We start from the raw sequence: 22,694 nt of genomic DNA, 5'->3' as shown, positions 1-22,694 counted from the left end.
TTAGGCAATTGGCAGGAGAATATCAATGAATTTGATGGCAATAAATGGAGCGATTACACCACCTAGACCATAAATTAGGATATTGCGTTGGAGAAGTTGATCCGCAGTAAGAGGTCGGAATTTTACGCCTTTGAGTGCAAGGGGAATTAAGGCAGGAATAATTAGGGCATTGTAAATTAGAGCCGAGAGAATTGCGGATTGGGGACTTTTTAGACCCATTACATTTAAAGTGCCAATCCCTGCGGTGGCGAAGATGGTGGGGATGATGGCGAAGTATTTGGCGATGTCATTGGCGATCGAGAAGGTGGTCAATGCGCCGCGTGTAATCAGTAATTGTTTGCCGATCGCTACAAGATCAATTAACTTGGTCGGATCGCTGTCCAAATCCACCATATTTGCGGCTTCCTTAGCGGCTTGTGTGCCTGAATTCATCGCAACTCCAACGTTAGCTTGGGCTAAGGCTGGTGCGTCATTTGTACCATCGCCTGTCATGGCGACTAATTTACCTTGAGACTGTTCACGACGAATTACTTCGATCTTGTCTTCGGGTGTGGCTTCAGCGATGAAATCATCAACTCCCGCTTCTTCGGCAATCACCGAAGCCGTAATCTGATTGTCTCCTGTGAGCATAATGGTGCGTACACCCATCCGACGCAGTTGATCGAAACGTTCGCGCAGTCCTGATTTGACGATATCTTTGAGATAGATCACACCATAGAGGTCACCGCCCTGACAGATTCCCAAAGGTGTGCCGCCCAGTCTTGAGACTTTCTCATAGGCTGCTTCAAATTCTTCAGGAACATTTCCAGATCGCGATCGCACAAATCCACGAATTGCATCCACGGCTCCCTTGCGAACTTCGATCTGATTGGGTAAATCAGTGCCACTCATGCGAGTACGAGCGGAGAAATCGATTCCTTTGGCTTGGGTGCGATCAAAATTGGCGATCGCTCCTAATTGTTCAGCTAGTTGGACAATTGAGCGTCCTTCTGGAGTTTCATCAAAGACACTAGCTGTAAGGGCAACCGTGGCAACTTCTTTCATCGAATGCCCATTGACAGGAATAAATTCATCGGCTAAGCGATTACCTAGAGTAATTGTGCCTGTTTTATCGAGTACCAAAGTATTGATATCGCCGCAAGCTTCAACGGCGCGTCCTGATGTGGCGATCACATTAAACTGGGCGACGCGATCCATGCCTGCAATACCGATCGCGCTGAGCAATCCGCCAATCGTGGTAGGAATTAGGGCAACCAATAGAGAAACTAAAATTGCGATCGTGGTGGGGGTATTCACATAGTTGGCGATCGGCGTAATCGTGGCGACAACAATTAAGAATACCTGTGTTAGCACCGTCAGCAGCACCGTCAAAGCAATTTCATTCGGTGTTTTAGAGCGCTCGGCTCCTTCCACTAGAGCAATCATGCGATCGATAAATCCCTGTCCGGGGTCAGCCGAAATCCTAATTGTCAGTTCATCGGAGACCACGCGAGTACCACCTGTAACCGAACTAGAAATATCTGTCCCTGCTTGTTTGAGAACGGGAGCCGATTCGCCTGTGATCGCGGACTCATCGACTGAGGCTAGCCCCCCAATCACCTCGCCATCGGCAGGAATCATTTCCCCGATCGCTACTTTGATTAAGTCACCACGCCGCAATTCCGTAGAACTAGTTGGCTGAATTGTTCCATCGGGCAGCATTTTACGAGCGATCGTGTCCGATCGCGTTGTGCGTAATGAGTCGGCTTGAGCTTTACCACGTCCCTCTGCGATCGCTTCAGCAAAGCTGGCAAATACTACCGTAAAGAAAAGAATTATCGTAATTGAGCCGTTGAGAATCCGTTCCTGATTGGGGTCGCCTTTAACTGTTCCAAAGAGATTGGGATCGATCGTAACTAGCAAAGTCACAATCGTACCGACCCAAACCATAAACATGACAGGATTTCGCACCGCAATCTTGGGATTAAGTTTACGGAAAGCATCACGAACAGCACGTTGATAAAGTCCCACCATTGAGGCTTTGGGCGTATGTTTACGCGAGTCGCGAGTGCCGCTAGGCATCGATTTTAATGAAGAATTGTTCATAGATTTTAGGGGAAAACATTTGGAATATGAATTGACTAGGATCTTCTAAGACCCTCACCCCTAGCCCCTCTCCCAAAAAGGGAGAGGGGAACAAGAAAAATCTCTTACTCCCCTTCTCCCAAAAAGGGAGAAGGGTTTGGGGGATGAGGGCTATCCACCTCTAGCAATCAAAAAAGCTTCAGCAACAGAGCCGAGAGCCAATACAGGAAAGAAAGTCAATGCACCCATAATCAAAATCACGCCTGCGGTAACGCTCGTAAAAAGAACAGTATCAGTACGCAATGTTCCTGTTGTCATCGCCACAGGTTGCTTACGCGATATGCCATCGGCTAACAGCAATAGAGCAACTAAAGGAATATAACGCCCACCTAACAAACTAACGGAAGTGCTGAGATTCCACCAGAGCGTATTGTCAGCTAATCCTTCAAAACCAGAACCATTATTTGCGGCTGCCGAAGCGTATTCATAAACTACCTGCGAGAGCCCATGAAATCCTGAGTTGCTAATACCTGCTAACTGATCGGGAAACGCTAAGGCGATCGCACTGGGAATGAGAATAAAAATCGGATGGATTAACAAAATCAAAAAACTTGTCAAAACCACTTCATTCTTCTCAATCTTGCGTCCCAGAAATTCGGGAGTTCGCCCCACCATTAAGCCTGTCACAAATACAGCCAAAATTGAATAGGCAAATAGGTAAGCAGTACCTGTTCCCTGTCCGCCCCAAATGATTTGTAGGAACATATTCGATAGAGTGATAAAGCCACCACTTGGCATTAGAGAATCATGCATCGAGTTGACTGCGCCTGTCATTGTTCCCGTTGTCGTTACTGCAAATAAAGCTGACTGCGCCCATCCAAAGCGAACTTCTTTCCCTTCTAGATTGGGACTTGCTGAGCCAAGCAATGTATTTACAAGGGGGTTGCCCTGATACTCTCCAACGCCTACCACAACAATAAAAGCAACATAGAGAATGAACACCATGCCAAAAACTAGCCATGCTTGCTTACGGCTATTGGCAATTTCTCCATAGGTAAAAATTAGCGCTGTGGGTATGGAAATCATCGTCAAAATCTGAATTAGATTCGTGAAGTTATTGGGATTCTCAAATGGGTGAGCTGAATTAGAACTAAAAAAACCGCCACCATTTTCGCCAAGTTGCTTAATGATCTCGAAATGAGCTACAGGACCGATCGCGATCGCCTGACTGATATTTCCATCTTCTAAAGTCGGGACAATTACAGGCGCTGATAAGGTTTCGGGTACACCTGCGGCGATAAATATGATTGCCCCAATAATGCTAATTGGTAAGAGGATTCTGGTAATCGCCTGCGTGAGATCTTTATAGAAATTGCCAAGTGATCGCCCAGTTAAACCCCGAATAAAGGCGATCGCCACGGCGATACCTGTTGCGGCTGAGGTGAAAAATAGAAATCCCAAACCCAGCATCTGGGTAAAGTAACTGAGGGCTGTTTCCCCAGAATAATGTTGTTGATTGGTATTAGTAATAAACGAAATCGTCGTATGTAGAGCCATATCCCAGCTTGGAGCGCTCATGCCCGTTGGGTTAAGCGGCAACAATCCCTGAAACATTAGCATCAGAAATAGCATAATCGCCATTACCAAATTGCTATACAAAATCGAACGGGCATATTGCCAACCTGTCATTTGGGTTTGAGAATTAACTCCACTGAGAGTAAATATCAAACTCTCCAGTGGGTTCAAAGCTCTATCCAGTAAAGTCTTTTGTCCTAAGAACACCCTTGCGATGTAGCGCCCAAAAATCGGAGCGATCGCCACAATCAGCACCAGCGTTATTCCTATCTGAATCCATCCTTGTAGCATGGAAATTTCTGCTTCCTTTTGCGTCGATGAAGTATCAAGCAATTGCTGTGATAGTCAAATCATCAACCTATTTCTCTACTCTGACAAGGTATATCTTTTTGTTTAGAATCCTTGTGCTTACTTAAGTATAGGTTTTAAACACATTCAAGATTGTGCTGTTTAGATAGCGTTTAGATGGTGTTTAGCTAGCGATCTTCTATACATCTCATGATCAAAGTAACAGTTGATCATTATCTCTTCTAGCCTATTTGTCTTTAATTAGAAAGTTTCCACTCATTGGCTGTTAGATAGGATATAAAATGGTAAATATAGTTTGCTAAAGCGTTATGAGGATTTACATCTGTGATCATCAAAGAGTTAGAACAGCAACTTCTTGCACTCAGACCTAGTGAAAAGGTGCAGGTGATCCAGTTACTTGCTCAAAGTCTGGGTAGCAATTGGCAGGGAATTGAGAAAACGCCTAGAGTTTGCGGTGGTCATGCTTGCATTGCGAATACAAGAATTCCTGTTTGGGTACTGGTAGAGGCTCGCCGTCTTGGATATAGCGATGTTGATTTGTTAACGAGCTATCCAACGATTACGGCTACAGATTTAGCAAACGCTTGGGTATATGCGGCAGCACATGCGGATGAGATGGATTTGCTGATCGAGCAGAATGAGGCTGCTTAGGAGATGGCTCGTTTTTACGCGGATGAGCAGTTTCCCTTTCAGGTTGTGGAATTGCTGCGAAATTTTGGTCATGATGTTTTGACAGTGCAAGAAGCGGGAAAGGCTAATCAACGAATACCTGACGAGCAAGTGTTAGCGTTTGCTGTAGGTCAAGAGCGCTCTATTTTGACTATCAATAGAATTGACTTTATTCGTCTACATCGTCGTGATGATGAGCATTTCGGGATTGTGGTTTGTACGAATAATCGTAATTGGGAACAGTTTGCGGCACGGGTTAATGAAGCAGTAATAGCAGAGGGATCGTTACAGAGAAAGTTAATTCGGGTGGTTCGTCCCTCTGTCTAAATTAGCGATCGCCTAATCATTTCATGGGTAAAATTGTCGATTGCTTGTTGAGAAGTTTATAGTGTGGCGATCGCTTCATACCAAATTACAGCTACGATTAATTAAAACTTAAATCTTTAAAAGATATTTCTAAAAATTTATTATGGCTAATCAAGAACATTTAGATATTTTCTGGCAAGGTTCAGATGTTTGGAACAAATGGATAGTCAAAAATCCTGATATCAAACCTGATTTGAGCTATGCAGATCTTAATGGGGTAGATTTGAGTGATTCTACTTTTAACGGTGATATGAGTTATGCAAATCTTAGTGGAGCCAATTTAACCAAAGCTACATTCTTCTTCGTGAACTTATCTGGAGCTATATTTCAAAAAACTAATTTCATTCGGTCTGTTTTCATACCACATAAGCCTGCTGGATTTGCACAAGCTTATGCTCATATTGGTTCTTATAAAAATTTTGTTTTGGGTAATACAAATCTAAGTCATGCTAATTTAAGTAATTCAAATATGACTAATTTTTCATTTAGTAGCGGCGTTATTTTTAAAGGAGCTAGATTTGAAAAAGCAAATATTATTGAAGCAATATTTAAAGAGTTTAATCTTGAAGAAATCGACCTTAGTGGTGCAAATTTAATTGAATTAGATCTCCGTAGTTTTAACTTAAAAAGTTATTGCCTAATGAATTGCGATCTTAGTAAATCTGACTTAAGTGGGATGGATTTGAGCAATATCAATTTTGAATCTACAAACTTAAGTAATGCAAAACTTATAAGGGTTAACTTGTCTAATGCTAACTTAACAAAAGCAATTCTAAAAGATTCAGATTTAGAATATGCAAACCTCAATTATACGAATCTTAATAAATCAGATTGTGAAGGAGTCAATCTAAACAAAGCTGATCTTAGTTACTCGTGCTTTTTTAAAGCGAATATGAGACGAGCAAATCTATATCAATCTAAATGTTATCAAACAGACTTCCGAGAAGCTAACCTAGAATCATCTTTATTTGGGTATTCTGACTGCTTAAGAGCTAGTTTTTATCAGGCTAATCTTAGATCCTCAGTTTTCAATGGGGCTAATATTACATTTGCAAACTTTCAGCAAGCAAATCTTCAAAAATCGTTTTTTTATGCAGCCAATGCAATCGACTGTAACTTTTTTAATGCAGATTTAACAGATGCTTGCCTTGCTGCAATGCGTGGAATTGATGCAAATTTTTCCGAAGCTAATTTAACTGGAGTTTGTATTGAAGATTGGAATATCAATACAAAGACAAAGTTGCAAAATATACTTTGCAACTTTGTTTACAATAAATCTGGATGGGATGACGATGGTGAATTTTTGCCTTCAGATCGATTACCGCATGATCCTGCAATAAATTTTAAAGTAGGAGAATTTGAGAGATTTATTCAAAAAGCTCAAAATACAGTCGATCTGATTTTTACGAATGGCATTGACTGGCAAGCCTTTCTACAGGCTTTTTTGAAGCTAAAATCTGAAACTGGCGACGAATTATCTATTTATTCGATAGAAGATAAGTGGGATGGTTATTTTGTTATTCGTGTCAATGTCCCGCCTGATGCAGACAAAAAGGAAATTGAGACTTTGCTCAAGGTAAAAGACACTCAAATTGAAGGATATCGCAGAGAAAATACTAACTTGTTGAACCTATTGCAAACTGCCTTGCAACAACCTAGTCAAGCTTTTCATGCTCCTGTTTATGGAGTGGCAGGTAACTTGCAAGGCGATCAAAAAATTTATCCACTTAAACCTGATAATATTCAGGGTAATTATAATGAAAATGAGGAGTGACATAACTTGCTTTCAGAAGCGCAGTTAAAAAAATGCTTTTTAGTTTGTCAAAGCCTATCAAGTATGTATTTGCCTATTTATCTCGTCAGATTTGATTCGCGATATAATGCTATTTACATTCTCGCAGGCGAAGAAACAGAAGTATTGATTGGTAGTAACGGCGAAATAGTGGAGATATAGAGATGATCCAGCCTGATTACAAACAAATGACTCGTACCGAACTACGGGAATATATGTTAGCTCACCGTGATGATGAGCAAGCTTTTCACACCTACATGGACAAAGTTCAGCAAGAAGCCGTCAAAACCCCAATCAATGATGAAGTAATTGCCGATCCCCAAAAATTTGCTACTTTCATTGAACAAAATAAACAACGCAAACAGCAAGAATCCACAAATATGGTTAGCCAAAACTTTCACGGCAATGTCTATGGTGTCGCTGGTCATGTTGCAGGCAACCAAGTCATTAACGCCCAGCAACAAGGTCTAGCAAGTGCCGCAATGGAAATACAAGCACTTTTGACACAACTCGCTCAAGATTACCCTGAAGGCTCACCAGAAGAGAAACAAACAGTCGCTAAGATGGAACTTAGACGCAAAGTTAAAGAAGATCCAACCCTTAAAGATCGTTTGCTAAGTGCAATCAAATCTGGTGGTATTGAGACAGTAAAAGTTCTTACAAATAATCCCTTTGTCAGCATTCCACTTGAAACTGTCAAAGGTTGGCTAGAAGCAGAACCGCAAAAATAGATATTGGGATTATAGCGATCGCTGGTTGTGGGAATTAATAGGCGATCGCTATTTAATCAATTTTTGAGAAAGGCGAATGGTTGTGAGAAATTCTATACGTATAGCTAAACAATCATCACCTTGGAGATCGCCTTCATTTTGGAAGATCATAGGCTTGGTTGGGTTGGTGATTGTTTTAGAATTCTCTACACCGCCCGAATATGTGATGGGTTATCTCTACATCAGTCCCATACTGATCGCTAATTCCCAATTGAGCCGTACTAGTACCTTTCTGTTCACACTTGCATCGGTGGTGTTGACGCTCATCAATATCTGGATTCCTCATCATCAAACAATTCAAGTTTCCATGATTGTCAATCGCTTGGTGACTATTTTAGCTCTAATCGTGACCGCGATTCTGTGCGATCGCTATCGGCAAACACAGCAAATTTTGGTGCAGCAACAGTCAAAACTGCAAGCACAAGAGAAAATCATGAATGTCCGTGAAGACTTTGCTTCCACTTTAGCCCATGATTTACGTACACCGTTACTTGGTGCGATCGAGACTCTCCAAGCCTTTGACCGTGAACAATTTGGCACTATTCATGCCAAACAAAAAACTGTAGTCGCAACCATGATTCGCAGTCATCAGAATAGTCTGCAACTAGTGGAAACCCTTCTTGATGTCTATCGCAATGAAACGGAAGGTTTGCAATTACAATTAGAACCAATTAATTTAGCCATGCTAGCGGAAGATGTGGCAACTTCACTTTTGAGTCTATCTACTAGTCGTCGAGTTTATTTGAACCTAAATTATGGAGAATCAGACTTTCGCAAATTCCTATGGGTGCATGGTGATGCCTTCCAATTGCGGCGAGTTTTTACAAATTTACTGACTAATGCAATCAATCATTCTCCGCGAGGTGCAAAAGTAGAATTGGTGCTAGAAACCCAATCTTCGCTTCAGATTGTCCAAGTAATTGACGTTGGTGCAGGGCTTAAGCCTGACGAGCAACCCTACCTATTTGAACGGTTTTATCAAGGGCAGAGCGATCGCTTAGCTACTGGTTCTGGGCTAGGTTTATATCTAACTCGCCAAATTATTGAAGCTCATGGCGGTACAATTTGGGCAGAAAATCATCATCTCCAAGGTGCAATTTTTGGATTCCGTCTGCCAGCTTTGCCCTATTCATCCCATAACAGTGCCTAGACAGGATCGGTATCCTGCCAGCTTGAATTGACAATATCACTTCAACTTTGGTGCTTGGTGCTGAAGTTTACCCTAAAAAAAATGACCTTAGATCACCTCAAAATCCTGTTAGTTGAAGACGACGAGCTCTTTCGCCTCGGTTTACAGGTGCGCTTGCAACAGGAAACTAAAATTGCAGTTTTAGCGGAGGCTAATGATGGAGAAACGGCAATCGATCTTGCCAAACAGCAGCCATTTGATCTCGTCCTGCTTGATATCGGTTTACCAGGGTTGGGTGGACTAGAAACTTGTCGCCAAATCAAAATGAATCATCCGAACTTACCAATTTTGGTACTCACTTCACGTAATGAACGATCGCTTATTTCCCGTTTAGTCACCGCAGGCGCACAGGGTTACTGTCTTAAGGGCGTTGCTGCCGAGACGTTGATTTTGGCGATGCGCTCGGTGATTGCTGGGGCTTCTTGGTGGGATGCTACTGCTACTGCTGAAATCCATCATACTTTTCAAAATCAATCTTCTGAACTTACTTTAGATGATTCATCTGGAGCAAAAATTGATACTTTGACGCGAAGGGAAAAAGAGATTCTCGTTTTAATGTCTGAACACAAGACCAATCAAGAAATCGCAGAGATACTTTATATTTCGTCAGGGACAGTAAGGGTTCATATTCATGCAATTTTGCACAAGTTGGGAGTAAGCGATCGCAAACAAGCGATCGCGATTCAAAACAGCCTGAATCAAAAATAAGAACAGATTTTAATGGCGCGGCGAAACCGCGCCACTAAAATTTATGCTTTTGTATTTTCTCCTTCATCAACGATAGAAGAGTCAGCCTCTACTGTCTCTGCGATCGCTGTTGGAATCAGTAGGTCAGACTCACTGATAATTGGCAGCTTTTTGCGAGTCAATTGCATTGCTTCTAAACACTGGTTAATGTTGGAAACTGCGGCATTATAGGCATCAATATTGTGTTTTACCTCGCCTTGCAAGCGGCGATTATTGTCAACCTTAGATTGAGCTTCTTTTTCGAGGGTTTGAGCGAGATATTCGCGGGCGCGATCATATTGCTGCAAAATTTTATCCGCTTGCTTATCTGCACCACCGAGTAAATGAGTATTTAGAGTTTGATTAATTGTCTGACGGAAAGTGCGAATTACGGTGTCTTTGACTTTGTACTCAAAATCTAGTTTGAGCAGTTGACGGATAGCGGGTTCAGACTCGATCATACTCTGATAGTCGTAACCGCGACAGGCTTGCTGTAAGGTTTGTTGCAACTGCCAAAAACCTACAGTCCCGTCTGCGTAGAAGGTTGGACGTTCACGCACATAGCGATCGCATTCAGTTTTAGCTTCATTGACCAAAGCATCTGAGGCTTTGACCATTAAACTTTGAAGATAGCTCTCTGTCTCACCATCATTACCAAGTAAGCGATAGAGTTCACGGTAATAGTCAGCTTTTTTAATCTGTTCAATCATATTTTGGAAGAAATTAGCAATAATTTCTCTAGAGCATTCCACCAGCACATCCTCTAGCTCATTTGCCAAGAAATAGAAGCCCTCAGTTAAAATTCCCATTACAGGAACTACAGAGTTACGACGATGGCTAGCTTGAGCGCGTTGATGCACCATAGCAACTGAAAAACTGACAATCAGTTCGTCTAAACGTCTGACCATCTTGGTTTTTAGCTTCAGATAATCTGTCTCTAAAAGTTCATTGCGATCGCTAGCAACTGCTACATTTACTTCTTGAGCAATATGTTCACGCAAGCGATCGCCAATTTGTTTCAAATCTTGACTGAGTTTCTGCAATTCTTGAGACTTGATCGCTTCAATATCGCGAGGTTGGCTTTCCAGATTCAGCCATGCTTCGAGATAGGACTGGCGCAGTGCAATACAAATGGGTTGTAAATCATCAGCAAGATCGGCAAACAACAGTGGGCGCTTCTCAGTGGTCAGATAGCGGGTAATCGCAGTGCGAAACTCTTCGATGCCACTATCCTTAATTAGTTGCTCGATTAGTGCTGTTCCTGAATGGCTGAGCAAGCGTACATACTTCTCATTTTTAACATTGGTTTCTAAAACGCTGTAGGGAATTGGGAACTTAGTAATGTCCAGTTTGCCAGAGACTAAACAATAGCTGTTAAATTCATTGACAAATTGTGGTGTGCCTTCTTCGCCGCCCACAGACTTAACACTTTCGGCAAATACTGAGTCCAAACCAAAGCGATCGCTAATACTTGTGTTCTTAAGTTGACTGCCATAGAAACCTAGCAATCCACTGGTTTTATAGATTTTTGAGCTATTGCGAAACTGGCTGGAAATTGTGTGATTGAGGCGATCTCGCAATTGATCATTCGTCCAAGTCTCATCAATGCGATTGAATACATAGAAAACGCGATCGCGAATTCCCGCATTACCTTGCATTTTTTCACTCAATTCTGTTTCTTCAGAAGTCATCTCTCCAGTAGCTGCGGTCTTAAGCACAAATACTACTGCTGAAGTATCGGGATGCTCAATCTTCTCAAAGGTTAAAGCTGCATCTTTCTTAACAGGTGCATCGATCCCAGGGGTGTCGATAATCACATTGCCATCTTGTAACAGGGGATGATTGCAATAATATTCCACCCGTTTGAGAACTGCACTATTGGCTCCGCGTCTTGCATAGTCAGCAGCTTTTTTGAGATTGTCAAAACCAAACTGTTCCATTGAGTAGGTTGCATTGGCTGTCGAACTAATGCGATCGCGGTTATTCGTGAATCCTTCGAGCAATAGGTTTAGTGCATCAGCATCCTTGGCACGTTTCGATTTGCTCTTACCACCTTCTTGCTCAATTACACTTAGGGCTAGGATTTGCAACTGCTTGAGAGATTCAGGTTGATTAATATTCATTGGTGCAACCTGTCCAATCAGTTCAGACAGAGCTTGTACCTGTTCGCGGACTTCCACTTCACTCAAGAAAGTTAATACAACCCGTTCTTCCCCAGTTTTGGCAAAGGCAATTTTGCATTCCGTCCCCGTAGCATGTCCTTCGGCACTGTAGAGCAATTCCCTCTCTAACAGTGCATTAATCAACATTGATTTACCCGCGCTAAAAGCCCCCGCAAATACAATCTCAAAGGTTGGGGCGATCGCTTTTCTGAGGGAAGCTTGAACAATGCTGCCATCCTGCTGCGATCGCAAATTTGGCTCCTGTTGCAAAAGTTGTAAAATCGACTCAACCTGTGCTTGTAAGTCTTGACATTGTGGAAAAAGGGAGAGGAGTGTCATGCAAGCAGATCCTTAATTTAAGAAAATTTAACGCTTTAACCTGAATATATCATGTAGATACCCGTTAAATTACCGTAATTTACACCAAAACACGAAATGGCTACACTATTTTGTGTTTTTTAACCTCTTACTGGGCTTAGTTTTCAATTCATAAAAGTCACTCATACTTTTATGAATTGGTATTAGAGAGTATTTACAATATCTTCCGCTTCAATCTAAATCAAGAAGCTTTTGAAAGTACTGTCAAGCAACACTTTCAAAAGCTTCTTGTAGTTCCTTTGATGGGGTGATTTCATCGCATTAGATAGGGCGATTTCAGTTCTTTTTGATCATCTTGATAATTGCAGATATCAGTTTCTGAACGATAGATATATTCAACATCTTCATCGGATAAAACTAATTCTAAATATAGTTCTCCCATCCATCCACGAATCTTACTGAGTTGAAAGAAAAGCTGAAACTGATGCTTGCTCAGTAATTCTTGGGTTCTGGCTATTTGTGTAGGTGTCATAGAAGTCCCCCTCAGTTCGCATATCAATTCTGGACATCATTATTATCGTGGCGATCGCTAAGTCTATTGGTGATTCAAATAGTGACAAATTAACGATCTCCAGCACTCAAAATCACGATTGCAATTACAACAACCAACGATCTAGATCATTAATGAACAGTGATCTCTCAACATGAAACAGACTATGGCAATGTAAGTTTAGGACAAGTAAATACCGAAAATATAGGTGGTAGAGTTTTGCACTGCCACTTATATTTTCGGTGTAGCTATCTCTAGCATTGCTATACAATGCGCAAGAAAATTCTTTGTTTTTTGTAAAAATAAGCTCAATTAACCGAATACAATCTTTTAATAGCTGACTTGGTAAGAAAAATGCGCCTTATTTCCCAACCCATCCTCTTTGCAGGGAGAAGGGGATGTAGAAGTATAGTTACTCATCTACTCATCCCTCTTTTACAAGGATCAAGGCTAGAGAGCCAGTATTTAGCAACTACCATCTACAATCAGTTAAATGGCTATACGGAATTGAGCTATTAGGTACAGCAATATGTTGAGAATTCCTATGATTTTTCGTCAACACAAATCTATTTGGAAAACCTGTATCAATTGCCTTGGTATCGTCATAGTTGCAGCAGGTTACTATGGGCTCGCCGAAATCTGTCGTCGCCTTGCTTCTACTCCTCAAGATGTTACACCTGTTTGGTTTCCTGATGGATTTGCCTCTGCTGCGATTTTGCTGTTTGGCGATCGCCTACTTCTTGGGGTTTTTATCGGTTCTTTCTTAGCAAATATTTGGGCTTTTCTGAAAACCGATACCACTTTACATCTAGTACAATCTATTGCCCAAGTCACAATAATTGCGATCGGTACAACTACAGGAATTGGTTTGGGTAGTTATCTGTTACGTCGGGGGATTGGGCGAGAAAGTCCGCTGAGAAACTTTCGGAATGTTGCCCAGTTTTTCTGGCTGACGGGGCTAATGGGAACGATGGTGAATGCAACAGCGGGTGTAACGGCTCTATGCTTGGGCGGTACGATCGCTTGGTCTGAGTACGCAAATGTCTGGCTAACTTGGTGGGTGTCCAATGTGACAGGCATTTTTGTATTAACCCCGACGCTCTTAAGTTGGAGTGAGATTACCCACTACAAACTAATCTACTTCTATCGCCAAACTAAGCCTCTACATCTTTTGGAAGCATTAGTGATGTTAGTCATTGTACTAACAATTTCTCAAACTGCTTTTGCTGGTATTTATCCCATTGAATATCTAATTATTCCCTGTTTGGTATGGGTAACTTTCCGTTTTGGACATTTTGCAGCTACTAATTTGATTTTGCTGATTGCCATAATTGCGATTGTTGGTACACTCAAAGGATCAGGATCATTCGCAAGAGTCAATATTAATGAATCCTTACTGTTATTACAAAGTTTTATCGTTGCGACTGTTTCATTTACATTGATTTTGTCAGGAACAATTAACGAACAACGTCGCAATAGCAATCATTTAAAAAAATCTCAAATGGAACTACTTCAGAAATCACAACTCCTCACTAAGAGTAATCAGGAACTTACCCAAGCTAAACAATTAGCCGAAGCCGCAAATCGTTCAAAAAGCCACTTTTTGACTAGTATGAGCCATGAGTTACGCACGCCACTCAATGCCATTATTGGTATCACTCAATTGCTTCAGGAAGACGAAGGTGCTTTGCCACAGCAAAAGGAAGATTTGCAAATCATTTATAATGCTGGATTCCATTTATTATCTTTAATTGAAGATATTCTTGATATTTCCAAAATTGAAGCAGGTAAAATGGAAATCCAGCCAATGGATTGTCATTTTTTGCAACTGTTGCAGGGAGTGAGTGAGAGTTTTCGAGCTTTAGCAAATAAAAAAGGGATAGACTTAATTTGTGAGTTTGCACCTGATTTACCTCAAATGATACATACAGATGCTAAGAGATTGAAGCAGATTCTCTTTAACTTATTAGGTAATGCTTTGAAATTTACAGATAGAGGCGCAGTGACTTTTGAAGTTAGTAAAATGACTAATCAAGAGATGATTTCTGAGCTTGCTTCTTCTATCTACATTAATGCGATAACTTGTTCTTCCAATTCTATTTCGTCTACATCTGAAGTTGTATATGTGCTATTTACGATCGCAGATACGGGCATAGGGATTGACTCTGAGAAACTGAACAAAATCTTTTTACCCTTTGAGCAAGTGGGTGAGCATAAGTTTAAATCTCAAGGTACAGGATTAGGGTTAGCCATCAGTCAAAAAATTGCTCAGTTTCTGGGAGGTGAAATTAGTGTCACTAGTGAATTAGGGGTAGGTAGTTGTTTTAATTTACGATTACCATTTGAAGTTGTTGATCCTATGGGCTATGGTGCAAGTGATTATGATGCTCACCAATATGAGCTGTCAAGAAATTCTGATCAAGTGAGCAATTCCCATCGTGGGTTTGACTCCAAGTTAGCCCAGCAGTACCCTTTACAGATTTTACTTGCTGAAGATAACATTGTGAATCAGAAAGTTGCTTCACGGCTGTTTCAAAGATTGGGCTACATCGTCGATATTGCCAATAATGGGCTTGAAGTAATTGAAATGCTACGATCGCGTAATTATGATCTGGTGTTTATGGATATTCAAATGCCTATAATGGATGGATTAGAGGCTACAGCCAAGATTTTAGAAGAATGGAATTTTGCTATGCGTCCTCGGATCATTGCGATGACCGCAAATGCTATGCCTAGCGATCGCGAGGAGTGTTTGGCAGCAGGAATGGATGACTTTTTGAGTAAGCCTATCCAAATAGAGAATTTAATTGCGGCTATTAAGCGAACTCAAACTCATAGTCTTTTATAAGGTAGTGCTAAATAGGTAAGGATGGGCGGCGCTTCGCGCCGCCCATCCTTACCACCATAAATCCTTTCCTTTTTAGGACTACCTTTTATAAATAGGTAGCCCTGCACTCAAGTGCAGGCTAAAAGCTCAAACCCGTTGAAACGGGTTGATTAGAAACCAAGATTTGGGCTTGGAGACCAAGCTCCTACCTTTACAAATATGTAGGGATTTGGTCTCCAAATCCTCTTTTAACTGATGTTACGTGGATAGAATTCCTACGATCATCTAAGTCTAGGGCTTGCCCTGTGGGACAGCCCCTACGAAAATCTAAATTATTGGAGTAGGGGCAATCCCCCCGTGGTTGCCCTGTCGTGCTAGCAACAAGAGATTCATCATCTGAGTTCCACGTAACATCAGTTTTAAGATGACATAGCAACATTATGACGATCTTTGTTCTACGTAACATCAGCTAATAAGAGAAAGAGAATTCACAAAGCGAACTCTCTTTTGCTTATAAACTAGGATAGTCGGTATAACCTTTCTCATCGCCACCATAGAAGGTATTGCGATCGGGTTTATTTAGTGGAGCATTCGCAGCAAAACGTTCTACGAGGTCAGGATTAGCAATATAGAGACGACCAAATGCAACCAGATCGGCTGATCCAGATGCGATCGCCGCATTACCAGTCTCAAAGCTATAACCACCCGCAGTAATAATTGTGCCATTAAAAATTGGACGGAAGAAATCAGCACCAAGATCAGGTTGATCTTCGGCGGATCCAAATCCTTCAACTCTGGGCGCGACTAAATGTAAATAGGCAAGATTAAAGCGATTTAATTCTTTAACGGCATAGCCAAAAGTAACAGCACGATTTGAATCATACATACTGTTAAATGTGCCACTAGGAGAAAGCCTTACTCCGACGCGATCGCTACCCCATACATCTACAACTGCGGCAGTTACTTCCAACAGTAGACGAGCACGATTTTCTACCGATCCACCATAGATATCGTTGCGGTGATTAGTATTGTCCTGCAAGAACTGATCCAATAGATATCCATTCGCGCTGTGAATTTCTACGCCATCAAAGCCAGCTTCGAGTGCATTTTTTGCGCCGAGGCGATATTGTTCAATAATTTGAGGAATCTCATCTAATTCTAAAGCGCGAGGTGTAACGTAAGGCTTCATACCTGTGTAAGTGGCAACTTCACCTTCAGGTGCGATCGCCGATGGTGCGACGGGCAATATGCCATTGGGTTGTAAATCTGGATGCGAAATTCTACCCACATGCCAAAGTTGTAAAAAGATTTTGCCACCCTTCGCATGAACAGCATCCGTAACGAGTTTCCAGCCTGCAACTTGTTCAGGAGAGTGAATCCCTGGGGTATTAGGATAGCCCAAACCTTCAGGACAAACCTGTGTTGCTTCTGTAATCAACAATCCTGCGGAAGCTCTTTGTTCGTAGTGCAGAGCATTTAAGGCTGTAGGTACATTACCAGCAGCAGCTCGATTGCGCGTTAAAGGAGCCATCACAATTCGATTGGGCAATGTATAACGACCGAGCTTAACTGAGGAGAGGAGAGGAGCGCTCATTTGATTAACTGATGGCTACATAAATTTCTATAGTTCGATTATATACGAACTATAGAAATTTATGCAAGATCGTGGGATAATTAACTTAGAGAAAAAGCTTTACTTTTTTCCTAAGTTAATTTGTTCAGCCTTTCGTAATGCGTCAATATCATCACCCCGATCGCGAAAATATCTCTCTAACAGGAGTTCTCTATGGACTCAGCGATCCGACGCGCTTACAAATTGTGAAAATGTTGGCTACTAAGGAAGAAATTACCTGTGGCGAATTTTGCTTAGAAATGAGCAAATCCACTCAATCTCATCACTTTAAAGTGCTACGTGATATGGGGATTATGTATACACGTCTAGAAGGTACGCAGCATTATAATTCCTTGCGTCGTGAGGATTTAGATGCAAGGTTTCCAAACTTGTTAGATGCAATTTTACAAGGAATAGATTAAATACGTTCCTTGGCAAAACCTAAGAGGTGGTGCGGCGCTTAGTGCTTCACCACCTTGCTCTATCTGGTTGTGGCTGAACCACGATAAATGCGATTAGCTTGCTCAGGGGTCATCCATGAAGCTAAATCACCAGGATTTTTAGGTTTTTGATAGGCGGATGGAATTGGTGGGGCATCAGTATGCACAAAATGTTCGTTGGGCGCATTACTCGTATTGGCTAGCAAAGTTTGGGGAACTTCAAACTCATCGGTTTCAGGATTGTAGGCAAGTACTTCACCAGTCTCAATGTCATAGATCCAGCCATAGATGGACATCTTGTTCTGATGCAATTTCGAGCGAATTACGGGATAGGTTTTCAGGTTTTCAATTTGGGTGACGACATTTTCTGCCATCGTAATTGCAACTAACTCTTCACCTTTAGTATCAGCATAATTTTCGATAATCAAGCGTCGAGTTGACTCAGCATGTTGTAGCCATTCATAGACTAGTGGCATTTCAGTTCTGAGCTTTTCTAGCTTGAGCAAACCTTTCATCGCGCCACAGTTAGAATGTCCGCAAATAATTACTTGCTCGATACCGAGGGCATGGATCGCATATTCGATCGCTGCGCCTTCGCCACCATTTGCCGCACCAAAGGGCGGTACTAAGTTTCCTGCATTCCGAATTACAAATAGTTCGCCAACACCTGACTGAGTAATGAGATGCGGCACAATCCGCGAATCGGAGCAAGTGATAAACAGTACTCGCGGTTTTTGTCCTTCAGCGAGTTGTTCAAAAATCTCTTGATTGGCAGGGAAATAGGACGATTGAAACTTGTGTAAACCCTTTAGTAGCTTTCTCATATACCAGTGTTGACCTTGGATGCAGCAATTTATCGCTTGTGTTTCTTGCTTAATGTTTAGTGTATAGCGATTTGTGTCGATAAAAAAAGGGGGCGCAAAGCGCCCCCTTTTTATACTTGAGGAATTGCACACCATATTGATCGCGTTAGTTGAAAACCCAGTTTCACCGATAGGCGATCGCCATTAATTAAATGTTGATGGGTTTTTTGTAAAATCTCTTGAGTTGCACAATATATTCTTGCCACTGCATATCTACGGTTAGGTAGTATGACGCGCAAAAGCAACATCGTGCCACTTGACCATGCGATCGTCCGAAATTTAGTGTCTTTTTTTGGGGCAATCCACTGAAATCTTCTACCACTAGCTTTTAAATATGCACCAAAATCGTTTAGTACCACAGGTATATTCGTCAGCATAGCGTTCACTGAATTAAATTTGTTGCTAAAAGTATTTAAAAATATTTGATTAGAAATATTCATCTATTATCTTGCAAAGAACAATAGCTCTTTAGCTGAAATTGCAATCAAAATAGAGTGGCGGTGCTTAGCACCGCCACTCTATTTTGGTATAGCTATAGCTCAAATCAAACCCCAAATAGTATGAGGCAGTGCAAAGAACTGCCTCATACTATTTGGGGTTTATGTCCTAATAAGAATGGCGACAGCTATATTTATAGCTTGCAGCAATTACCGATCAAATAAACCAAGAAATTTTTGGGAAGTGTTGCTTTGCAACACTTCCCAAAAATTTCTTGGTTCGAGTTTGAGCATAAAGCGCTGTAACTAGATTTATTTAGTTGATAAAACAGCTAAAATCGCGAAGATACGCTTTGCGTGTTTTAATTCGTATTGCTATACATACAACGGAAATCATGGCAGTAGATCTGACTCGCGTCCAACCACCTCTCAAAGTTTATCCGCCCAAAGCCAATCAATTCATATTGAAAATCATACGGCTGTTAACGCCTTTGTGGTTGTGGTGGCAATGTGGCATCAGGCAGATTGAAACTCGATATATTGATCGCCTTGTTGAAGCTACAAAAAAGTTTCAGGACGGCAAAGCTCGTTATATGCTTGCTTTTCGGCATCCCACTACAGATGATCCCTTTGCGATGTTATATCTGTTAGCCTACGCAGTGCCAGAGCAAGCGCAAGAAATGGGGATCAAATTAACGACATTACCCCATAGCGGTTTTGTGTATGATCGCGGCATTTCTCTATGGGCTGGGGACTATATCAATTGGCTATTTCCAGCATTGGGAGGGATTTCTATATTTCGAGGTAAACTTGATCGCCCAGCATTAAATCTAATGCGTAAGCAAATTACTAATGGCGATGTGCCTTTATCAATGGCTCCAGAAGGCGGTACAAATGGCAAAAGTGAAACCGTTGCGGAACTAGAACCAGGAATTGCTCAGATCGGGTTCTGGGCTGCCGAAGATTTGCAAAAAGAAGGGCGCACTGAGGAAATGTTAATCATTCCTGTGGGGATTCAATACGAGTATTCGACTAAGGCTTGGGACAAAATTGATCAAACGATCGCTACAATTGAAAAAGAATGTGGTCTTAGTAAACCTGAAATTACACCTGATACCAGATACCAAAGACTCTACGACTTGGGGATTTACCTTGTGCAATGGGTCAGTGGTTATTACAAATCCTTCTATGGTAACTATGTCAAAATTGATAGCAGCAACAACAATTCTGATGATCTGGCAATTAGTTTGCAGGAGTTAGCCGAACGCATTTTGAGTGTTGCCGAAATGAATTTTGGCATCAAGGCAAAGGGTACACCGATTGATCGCTGCCGTCGCCTAGAACAAGCAGGATGGGATCGCATTTTTCGCAATGACATTCAGGATATTGAGCAGTTATCAGAAGTGGAGCGTGGCTTTGCTGATCAATTAGCTCTTGAAGCTAGCTATAGCAATTGGCATATGCGAATTGCTGAGAGCATAATCGGTGTCACCAGTGATTACGTGCGTCAACGTCCCAGTCCTAGTCGTTATATTGAAGTTTTGAAGTTAATGTGGAGCGTTTTACAGCGCGTCACTGAGCGCAATCAAGAGTCAGTTTTTAAAGAAACTCCTAATTTTGGCAAGCGAAAATTAACAATCTCAGTGGCTGAGCCATTATCTGTCTCCGAGCGGCTAGCCGAATATCAATCCAGTCGTACCTCTGCTAAGGAATGTACTAAAAAGCTCACTGAAGAAATTCATATTGCCATGAAAAATTTAATTCTCCCCTCGGCTATGTAAATAAAGCGCCGCCAAGCGGCGCTTTGCCAAGCGGCGCTTTGCCAAGCGGCGCTTTGCCAAGCGGCGCTTTATTTATGCATATAAACTCTGGCAATCTTCTAGATTCAAACGCGATCGCGTAGTAATATTCATCGATGAAGTTTCGCCGCGTGCGAGGTGAATTGCTCCTGCACAACCAATCATTGCTGCATTATCAGTACATAGACTTAAAGGCGGGAAAATGGCACGAATGTCATGCCCTGCGGCACTTGCTACTAGTCGCGATCGCAAAGCACTATTCGCGGCAACACCACCAACCGCCACAATTGTTGATAAATTATGCTCGATCGCACATTTAATTGTGCGTGTGACAAGGGCTGTGGCAACGGTTTCTTGAAAACTGGCGGCGATATCAGCGATCGGCAACTCTTCGCCATTGGGGCTTAGCTTTTGGGTTAAGCGCAATACAGCAGTCTTTAACCCGCTAAAACTGGAATCATAGGGAAAATCTGGGATGCGACCCTGTGGCAATTTATAGGCTTTAGGATTTCCCGCGATCGCAATCTTGTCGATTACTGGTCCCCCTGGGTAACCCAAACCTAACAACCTTGCTACTTTATCGAAGGCTTCACCCGCAGCATCATCGCGAGTTTTACCCATCACCTGATAATCGGTGTAGTCCTTCACCAAAATAATACTGCTATGTCCGCCAGAGACTAGTAAACATAGAAAAGGCGGCTCTAAAGTTGGATCAGCTAACAAAGCTGAACATATATGCCCCTCAAGGTGATGCACGGCAATGAGAGGCTTTTTGTGTAGCATTGCCAAAGTTTTTGCCGCTGTCACCCCAATCATCAGTGAACCAATTAGCCCAGGAGCAGTAGTCACCGCAATCCCGTCAATATCAGCCCATGTTTTGCCAGACTCACGATAGGCTTGGGCGATCGCAGGATTAATCGTCTCCACATGCTGACGCGCCGCAATCTCAGGCACAACGCCACCATAGAGGGCATGGGTCTGGATTTGCGATGAAACTACGCTACTAAGAATTTGGCGATCGCATACCACCGCCGCCGCAGTTTCATCACAGCTAGATTCGATCGCAAGGATTGTTGGCATTTTAATAGGCTGTTAGCAATTAGCTGTTAGCGATTAGCTTTTAGGGGACTTACTTATGATACAAGTGGCTGTTAGCTATTAGCGATTAGCCTTGAGGGGACTTACATATTCTAAAAAAGCCTAAAACTAATGGCTAACAGCTAAAAGCTAATGGCTAACAGCTAAAAGCTAAAAACCCGTAATTGATAACTTACTTTACAGGATGTGAAGATTGCTTTACCAAGGCGCGATCGCTGATATAGGATCTGAGGCTAAGTTCTCAAACTAAAATCTCGTTATTTTTGCCTATCTTAACCAAGGTAAATTAAGGTCAGTCTATGAAAAGACTTTTTGCTCTCATTCTAGTTATTAGCTTGTGGTTTGGCGTGAGCCTTGCTGCAACCCCTGCTGCATATGCAGAGTTCTCATTCAATGCTTTGACTCCTTGTGCCACTTCCTCTGCATTCCAAGATCGTTTGGCATCAGAAGTTGATGGTTACACCGCTCGTCTCGCTAACTTCAAAGCTGGCAGTGGTCCTGCGGAATACCTCAAAGGTAAAATTGCTCAAACTGAAGCCCGCTTTGCTAAGTATGCTCAAGCAGGCTTACTTTGTGGAGACGATGGTCTACCTCACTTGATCAGTGATGGTCGCTGGGATCGCGCTGGCGAATTCACTATTCCTGCCTTGATGTTCCTATACATCGCTGGTTGGATTGGCTGGGTAGGTCGTGCTTACCTCATTGCGATCCGTAAGGATGCAGCAACCGCAGCTCAAAAGGAAATCCTCATCGATCTTCCTCTAGCTGTTAAGTACATGCTAACTGGCTTTGCATGGCCCCTTGCTGCTCTCAAAGAATTTGGTACTGGCGAACTAGTAGCTCCTGAAAACGAAGTTACTGTCTCACCTCGCTAGATATGCAAGTAATTTTTAAAAGCTTTGTTTTGCAAAGCTTTTAAAAATTACACTCAGCATATTCCCACTTAGAGAATTTATCAAAACTATTTAAAAGGAGAACTCCATTGAAAGGTTTCTTATCATCTGCTCCTGTTTTAGCTGCTGTATGGATGACCATTACGGCTGGTGTATTGATTGAAGCTAATCGCTTATTCCCAGACACCCTGACATTTCCTTTCTAAATTTTGAAAAGAGTTAAATTAAGAGCGTT

At 42.0% G+C, this 22,694-nt stretch carries 20 protein-coding genes; 12 read left to right on the top strand and 8 right to left on the bottom strand.

The window, feature by feature from the left end:
- Together kdpB and kdpA are read right to left on the bottom strand one after the other, a co-directional pair.
- Complete coding sequence (kdpB, locus tag ABM313_RS14945; RefSeq protein ID WP_434688487.1) at window positions 1-2,013, bottom strand: potassium-transporting ATPase subunit KdpB; 2,013 nt, start codon at window positions 2,011-2,013, stop codon at window positions 1-3.
- A gap of 222 nt (window positions 2,014-2,235) precedes the next feature.
- The gene (gene kdpA, locus ABM313_RS14940; protein WP_434683977.1) at window positions 2,236-3,930 is read right to left on the bottom strand and encodes a potassium-transporting ATPase subunit KdpA; all 1,695 of its coding nucleotides are present in this window, start codon (window positions 3,928-3,930) and stop codon (window positions 2,236-2,238) included.
- Window positions 3,931-4,272: 342 nt separating this feature from the next.
- On the opposite strand from kdpA, the gene ABM313_RS14935 reads away from it, so the two are divergent.
- From ABM313_RS14935 to ABM313_RS14905, 7 genes are all read left to right on the top strand, one after another.
- Window positions 4,273-4,599, top strand: a complete 327-nt coding sequence (locus tag ABM313_RS14935) for a DUF433 domain-containing protein (RefSeq protein WP_434683976.1) — start codon at window positions 4,273-4,275, stop codon at window positions 4,597-4,599.
- Window positions 4,600-4,602: 3 nt separating this feature from the next.
- Entirely contained in the window at window positions 4,603-4,944 is a 342-nt protein-coding gene (locus ABM313_RS14930; RefSeq protein ID WP_434683975.1) for a DUF5615 family PIN-like protein, read from the top strand.
- Window positions 4,945-5,086: 142 nt separating this feature from the next.
- On the top strand, window positions 5,087-6,757 hold the full coding sequence (locus tag ABM313_RS14925) for a pentapeptide repeat-containing protein (protein WP_434683974.1): 1,671 nt from the start codon (window positions 5,087-5,089) through the stop codon (window positions 6,755-6,757).
- A gap of 6 nt (window positions 6,758-6,763) precedes the next feature.
- Window positions 6,764-6,937 (top strand): DUF6888 family protein, encoded by a 174-nt coding sequence (locus tag ABM313_RS14920; protein ID WP_286392746.1) that lies wholly within the window; start codon window positions 6,764-6,766, stop codon window positions 6,935-6,937.
- 2 nt (window positions 6,938-6,939) lie between these two features.
- Complete coding sequence (locus ABM313_RS14915; protein WP_434683973.1) at window positions 6,940-7,506, top strand: DUF6887 family protein; 567 nt, start codon at window positions 6,940-6,942, stop codon at window positions 7,504-7,506.
- 76 nt (window positions 7,507-7,582) lie between these two features.
- Window positions 7,583-8,695 (top strand): sensor histidine kinase, encoded by a 1,113-nt coding sequence (locus tag ABM313_RS14910; protein WP_434683972.1) that lies wholly within the window; start codon window positions 7,583-7,585, stop codon window positions 8,693-8,695.
- A gap of 81 nt (window positions 8,696-8,776) precedes the next feature.
- The gene (locus ABM313_RS14905) at window positions 8,777-9,442 is read left to right on the top strand and encodes a response regulator (RefSeq protein WP_434683971.1); all 666 of its coding nucleotides are present in this window, start codon (window positions 8,777-8,779) and stop codon (window positions 9,440-9,442) included.
- Window positions 9,443-9,483: 41 nt separating this feature from the next.
- Here ABM313_RS14905 and ABM313_RS14900 read toward each other — a convergent pair whose 3' ends face one another.
- Window positions 9,484-11,961: a dynamin family protein gene (locus ABM313_RS14900; protein WP_434683970.1), complete on the bottom strand. Its 2,478-nt coding sequence runs from the start codon at window positions 11,959-11,961 to the stop codon at window positions 9,484-9,486.
- Window positions 11,962-12,253: 292 nt separating this feature from the next.
- On the bottom strand, window positions 12,254-12,472 hold the full coding sequence (locus ABM313_RS14895) for a hypothetical protein (RefSeq protein ID WP_434683969.1): 219 nt from the start codon (window positions 12,470-12,472) through the stop codon (window positions 12,254-12,256).
- 562 nt (window positions 12,473-13,034) lie between these two features.
- Between ABM313_RS14895 and ABM313_RS14890 the strand changes: the two genes are divergently transcribed.
- The gene (locus ABM313_RS14890) at window positions 13,035-15,338 is read left to right on the top strand and encodes an MASE1 domain-containing protein (protein ID WP_434683968.1); all 2,304 of its coding nucleotides are present in this window, start codon (window positions 13,035-13,037) and stop codon (window positions 15,336-15,338) included.
- A 490-nt stretch (window positions 15,339-15,828) separates the two neighbouring features.
- On the opposite strand, the gene ABM313_RS14885 is transcribed toward ABM313_RS14890, so the two are convergent.
- Entirely contained in the window at window positions 15,829-16,911 is a 1,083-nt protein-coding gene (locus ABM313_RS14885; RefSeq protein WP_434683967.1) for an alkene reductase, read from the bottom strand.
- Between the two features lie 137 nt (window positions 16,912-17,048).
- On the opposite strand from ABM313_RS14885, the gene ABM313_RS14880 reads away from it, so the two are divergent.
- Window positions 17,049-17,351, top strand: a complete 303-nt coding sequence (locus ABM313_RS14880) for an ArsR/SmtB family transcription factor (RefSeq protein ID WP_434683966.1) — start codon at window positions 17,049-17,051, stop codon at window positions 17,349-17,351.
- Between the two features lie 59 nt (window positions 17,352-17,410).
- On the opposite strand, the gene ABM313_RS14875 is transcribed toward ABM313_RS14880, so the two are convergent.
- Together ABM313_RS14875 and ABM313_RS14870 are read right to left on the bottom strand one after the other, a co-directional pair.
- Complete coding sequence (locus ABM313_RS14875; RefSeq protein WP_434683965.1) at window positions 17,411-18,193, bottom strand: carbonic anhydrase; 783 nt, start codon at window positions 18,191-18,193, stop codon at window positions 17,411-17,413.
- A 110-nt stretch (window positions 18,194-18,303) separates the two neighbouring features.
- A complete protein-coding gene (locus ABM313_RS14870) occupies window positions 18,304-18,609 on the bottom strand; it encodes a hypothetical protein (RefSeq protein ID WP_434683964.1) in 306 nt (101 codons plus the stop codon).
- Window positions 18,610-19,064: 455 nt separating this feature from the next.
- Between ABM313_RS14870 and ABM313_RS14865 the strand changes: the two genes are divergently transcribed.
- A complete protein-coding gene (locus ABM313_RS14865; protein ID WP_434683963.1) occupies window positions 19,065-20,450 on the top strand; it encodes a 1-acyl-sn-glycerol-3-phosphate acyltransferase in 1,386 nt (461 codons plus the stop codon).
- Between the two features lie 72 nt (window positions 20,451-20,522).
- Here the strand turns inward: ABM313_RS14865 and tsaD are convergent, their stop codons facing one another.
- Complete coding sequence (gene tsaD / locus ABM313_RS14860) at window positions 20,523-21,548, bottom strand: tRNA (adenosine(37)-N6)-threonylcarbamoyltransferase complex transferase subunit TsaD (protein WP_434683962.1); 1,026 nt, start codon at window positions 21,546-21,548, stop codon at window positions 20,523-20,525.
- 317 nt (window positions 21,549-21,865) lie between these two features.
- Here tsaD and ABM313_RS14855 point away from each other — a divergent pair, with 317 nt between their 5' ends.
- Together ABM313_RS14855 and ABM313_RS14850 are read left to right on the top strand one after the other, a co-directional pair.
- Window positions 21,866-22,441: a Photosystem I reaction center subunit III gene (locus ABM313_RS14855; protein WP_434683961.1), complete on the top strand. Its 576-nt coding sequence runs from the start codon at window positions 21,866-21,868 to the stop codon at window positions 22,439-22,441.
- Window positions 22,442-22,548: 107 nt separating this feature from the next.
- Window positions 22,549-22,665 (top strand): Photosystem I reaction center subunit IX, encoded by a 117-nt coding sequence (locus tag ABM313_RS14850; protein ID WP_071590168.1) that lies wholly within the window; start codon window positions 22,549-22,551, stop codon window positions 22,663-22,665.
- The last annotated feature ends 29 nt before the right edge of the window (window positions 22,666-22,694 follow it).

It is taken from the genome of Pseudanabaena minima str. Chao 2107, assembly GCF_051131155.1.
GTDB lineage: Bacteria > Cyanobacteriota > Cyanobacteriia > Pseudanabaenales > Pseudanabaenaceae > Pseudanabaena > Pseudanabaena minima.
This window is presented reverse-complemented; position numbering and strand designations above follow the sequence as displayed.

Excerpts from the sequence above, each read along its gene's own strand:
- kdpB (WP_434688487.1), bottom strand. The coding sequence starts at position 2,013 with ATGGTGGGACTTTATCAACGTGCTGTTCGTGATGCTTTCCGTAAACTT.
- kdpA (WP_434683977.1), bottom strand. The coding sequence starts at position 3,930 with ATGCTACAAGGATGGATTCAGATAGGAATAACGCTGGTGCTGATTGTG.
- ABM313_RS14930 (WP_434683975.1), top strand. The coding sequence starts at position 4,603 with ATGGCTCGTTTTTACGCGGATGAGCAGTTTCCCTTTCAGGTTGTGGAA.
- ABM313_RS14925 (WP_434683974.1), top strand. The coding sequence starts at position 5,087 with ATGGCTAATCAAGAACATTTAGATATTTTCTGGCAAGGTTCAGATGTT.
- ABM313_RS14915 (WP_434683973.1), top strand. The coding sequence starts at position 6,940 with ATGATCCAGCCTGATTACAAACAAATGACTCGTACCGAACTACGGGAA.
- ABM313_RS14910 (WP_434683972.1), top strand. The coding sequence starts at position 7,583 with ATGGTTGTGAGAAATTCTATACGTATAGCTAAACAATCATCACCTTGG.
- ABM313_RS14905 (WP_434683971.1), top strand. The coding sequence starts at position 8,777 with ATGACCTTAGATCACCTCAAAATCCTGTTAGTTGAAGACGACGAGCTC.
- ABM313_RS14900 (WP_434683970.1), bottom strand. The coding sequence starts at position 11,961 with ATGACACTCCTCTCCCTTTTTCCACAATGTCAAGACTTACAAGCACAG.
- ABM313_RS14895 (WP_434683969.1), bottom strand. The coding sequence starts at position 12,472 with ATGACACCTACACAAATAGCCAGAACCCAAGAATTACTGAGCAAGCAT.
- ABM313_RS14890 (WP_434683968.1), top strand. The coding sequence starts at position 13,035 with ATGATTTTTCGTCAACACAAATCTATTTGGAAAACCTGTATCAATTGC.
- ABM313_RS14885 (WP_434683967.1), bottom strand. The coding sequence starts at position 16,911 with ATGAGCGCTCCTCTCCTCTCCTCAGTTAAGCTCGGTCGTTATACATTG.
- ABM313_RS14880 (WP_434683966.1), top strand. The coding sequence starts at position 17,049 with ATGCGTCAATATCATCACCCCGATCGCGAAAATATCTCTCTAACAGGA.
- ABM313_RS14875 (WP_434683965.1), bottom strand. The coding sequence starts at position 18,193 with ATGAGAAAGCTACTAAAGGGTTTACACAAGTTTCAATCGTCCTATTTC.
- ABM313_RS14870 (WP_434683964.1), bottom strand. The coding sequence starts at position 18,609 with ATGCTGACGAATATACCTGTGGTACTAAACGATTTTGGTGCATATTTA.
- ABM313_RS14865 (WP_434683963.1), top strand. The coding sequence starts at position 19,065 with ATGGCAGTAGATCTGACTCGCGTCCAACCACCTCTCAAAGTTTATCCG.
- tsaD (WP_434683962.1), bottom strand. The coding sequence starts at position 21,548 with ATGCCAACAATCCTTGCGATCGAATCTAGCTGTGATGAAACTGCGGCG.
- ABM313_RS14855 (WP_434683961.1), top strand. The coding sequence starts at position 21,866 with ATGAAAAGACTTTTTGCTCTCATTCTAGTTATTAGCTTGTGGTTTGGC.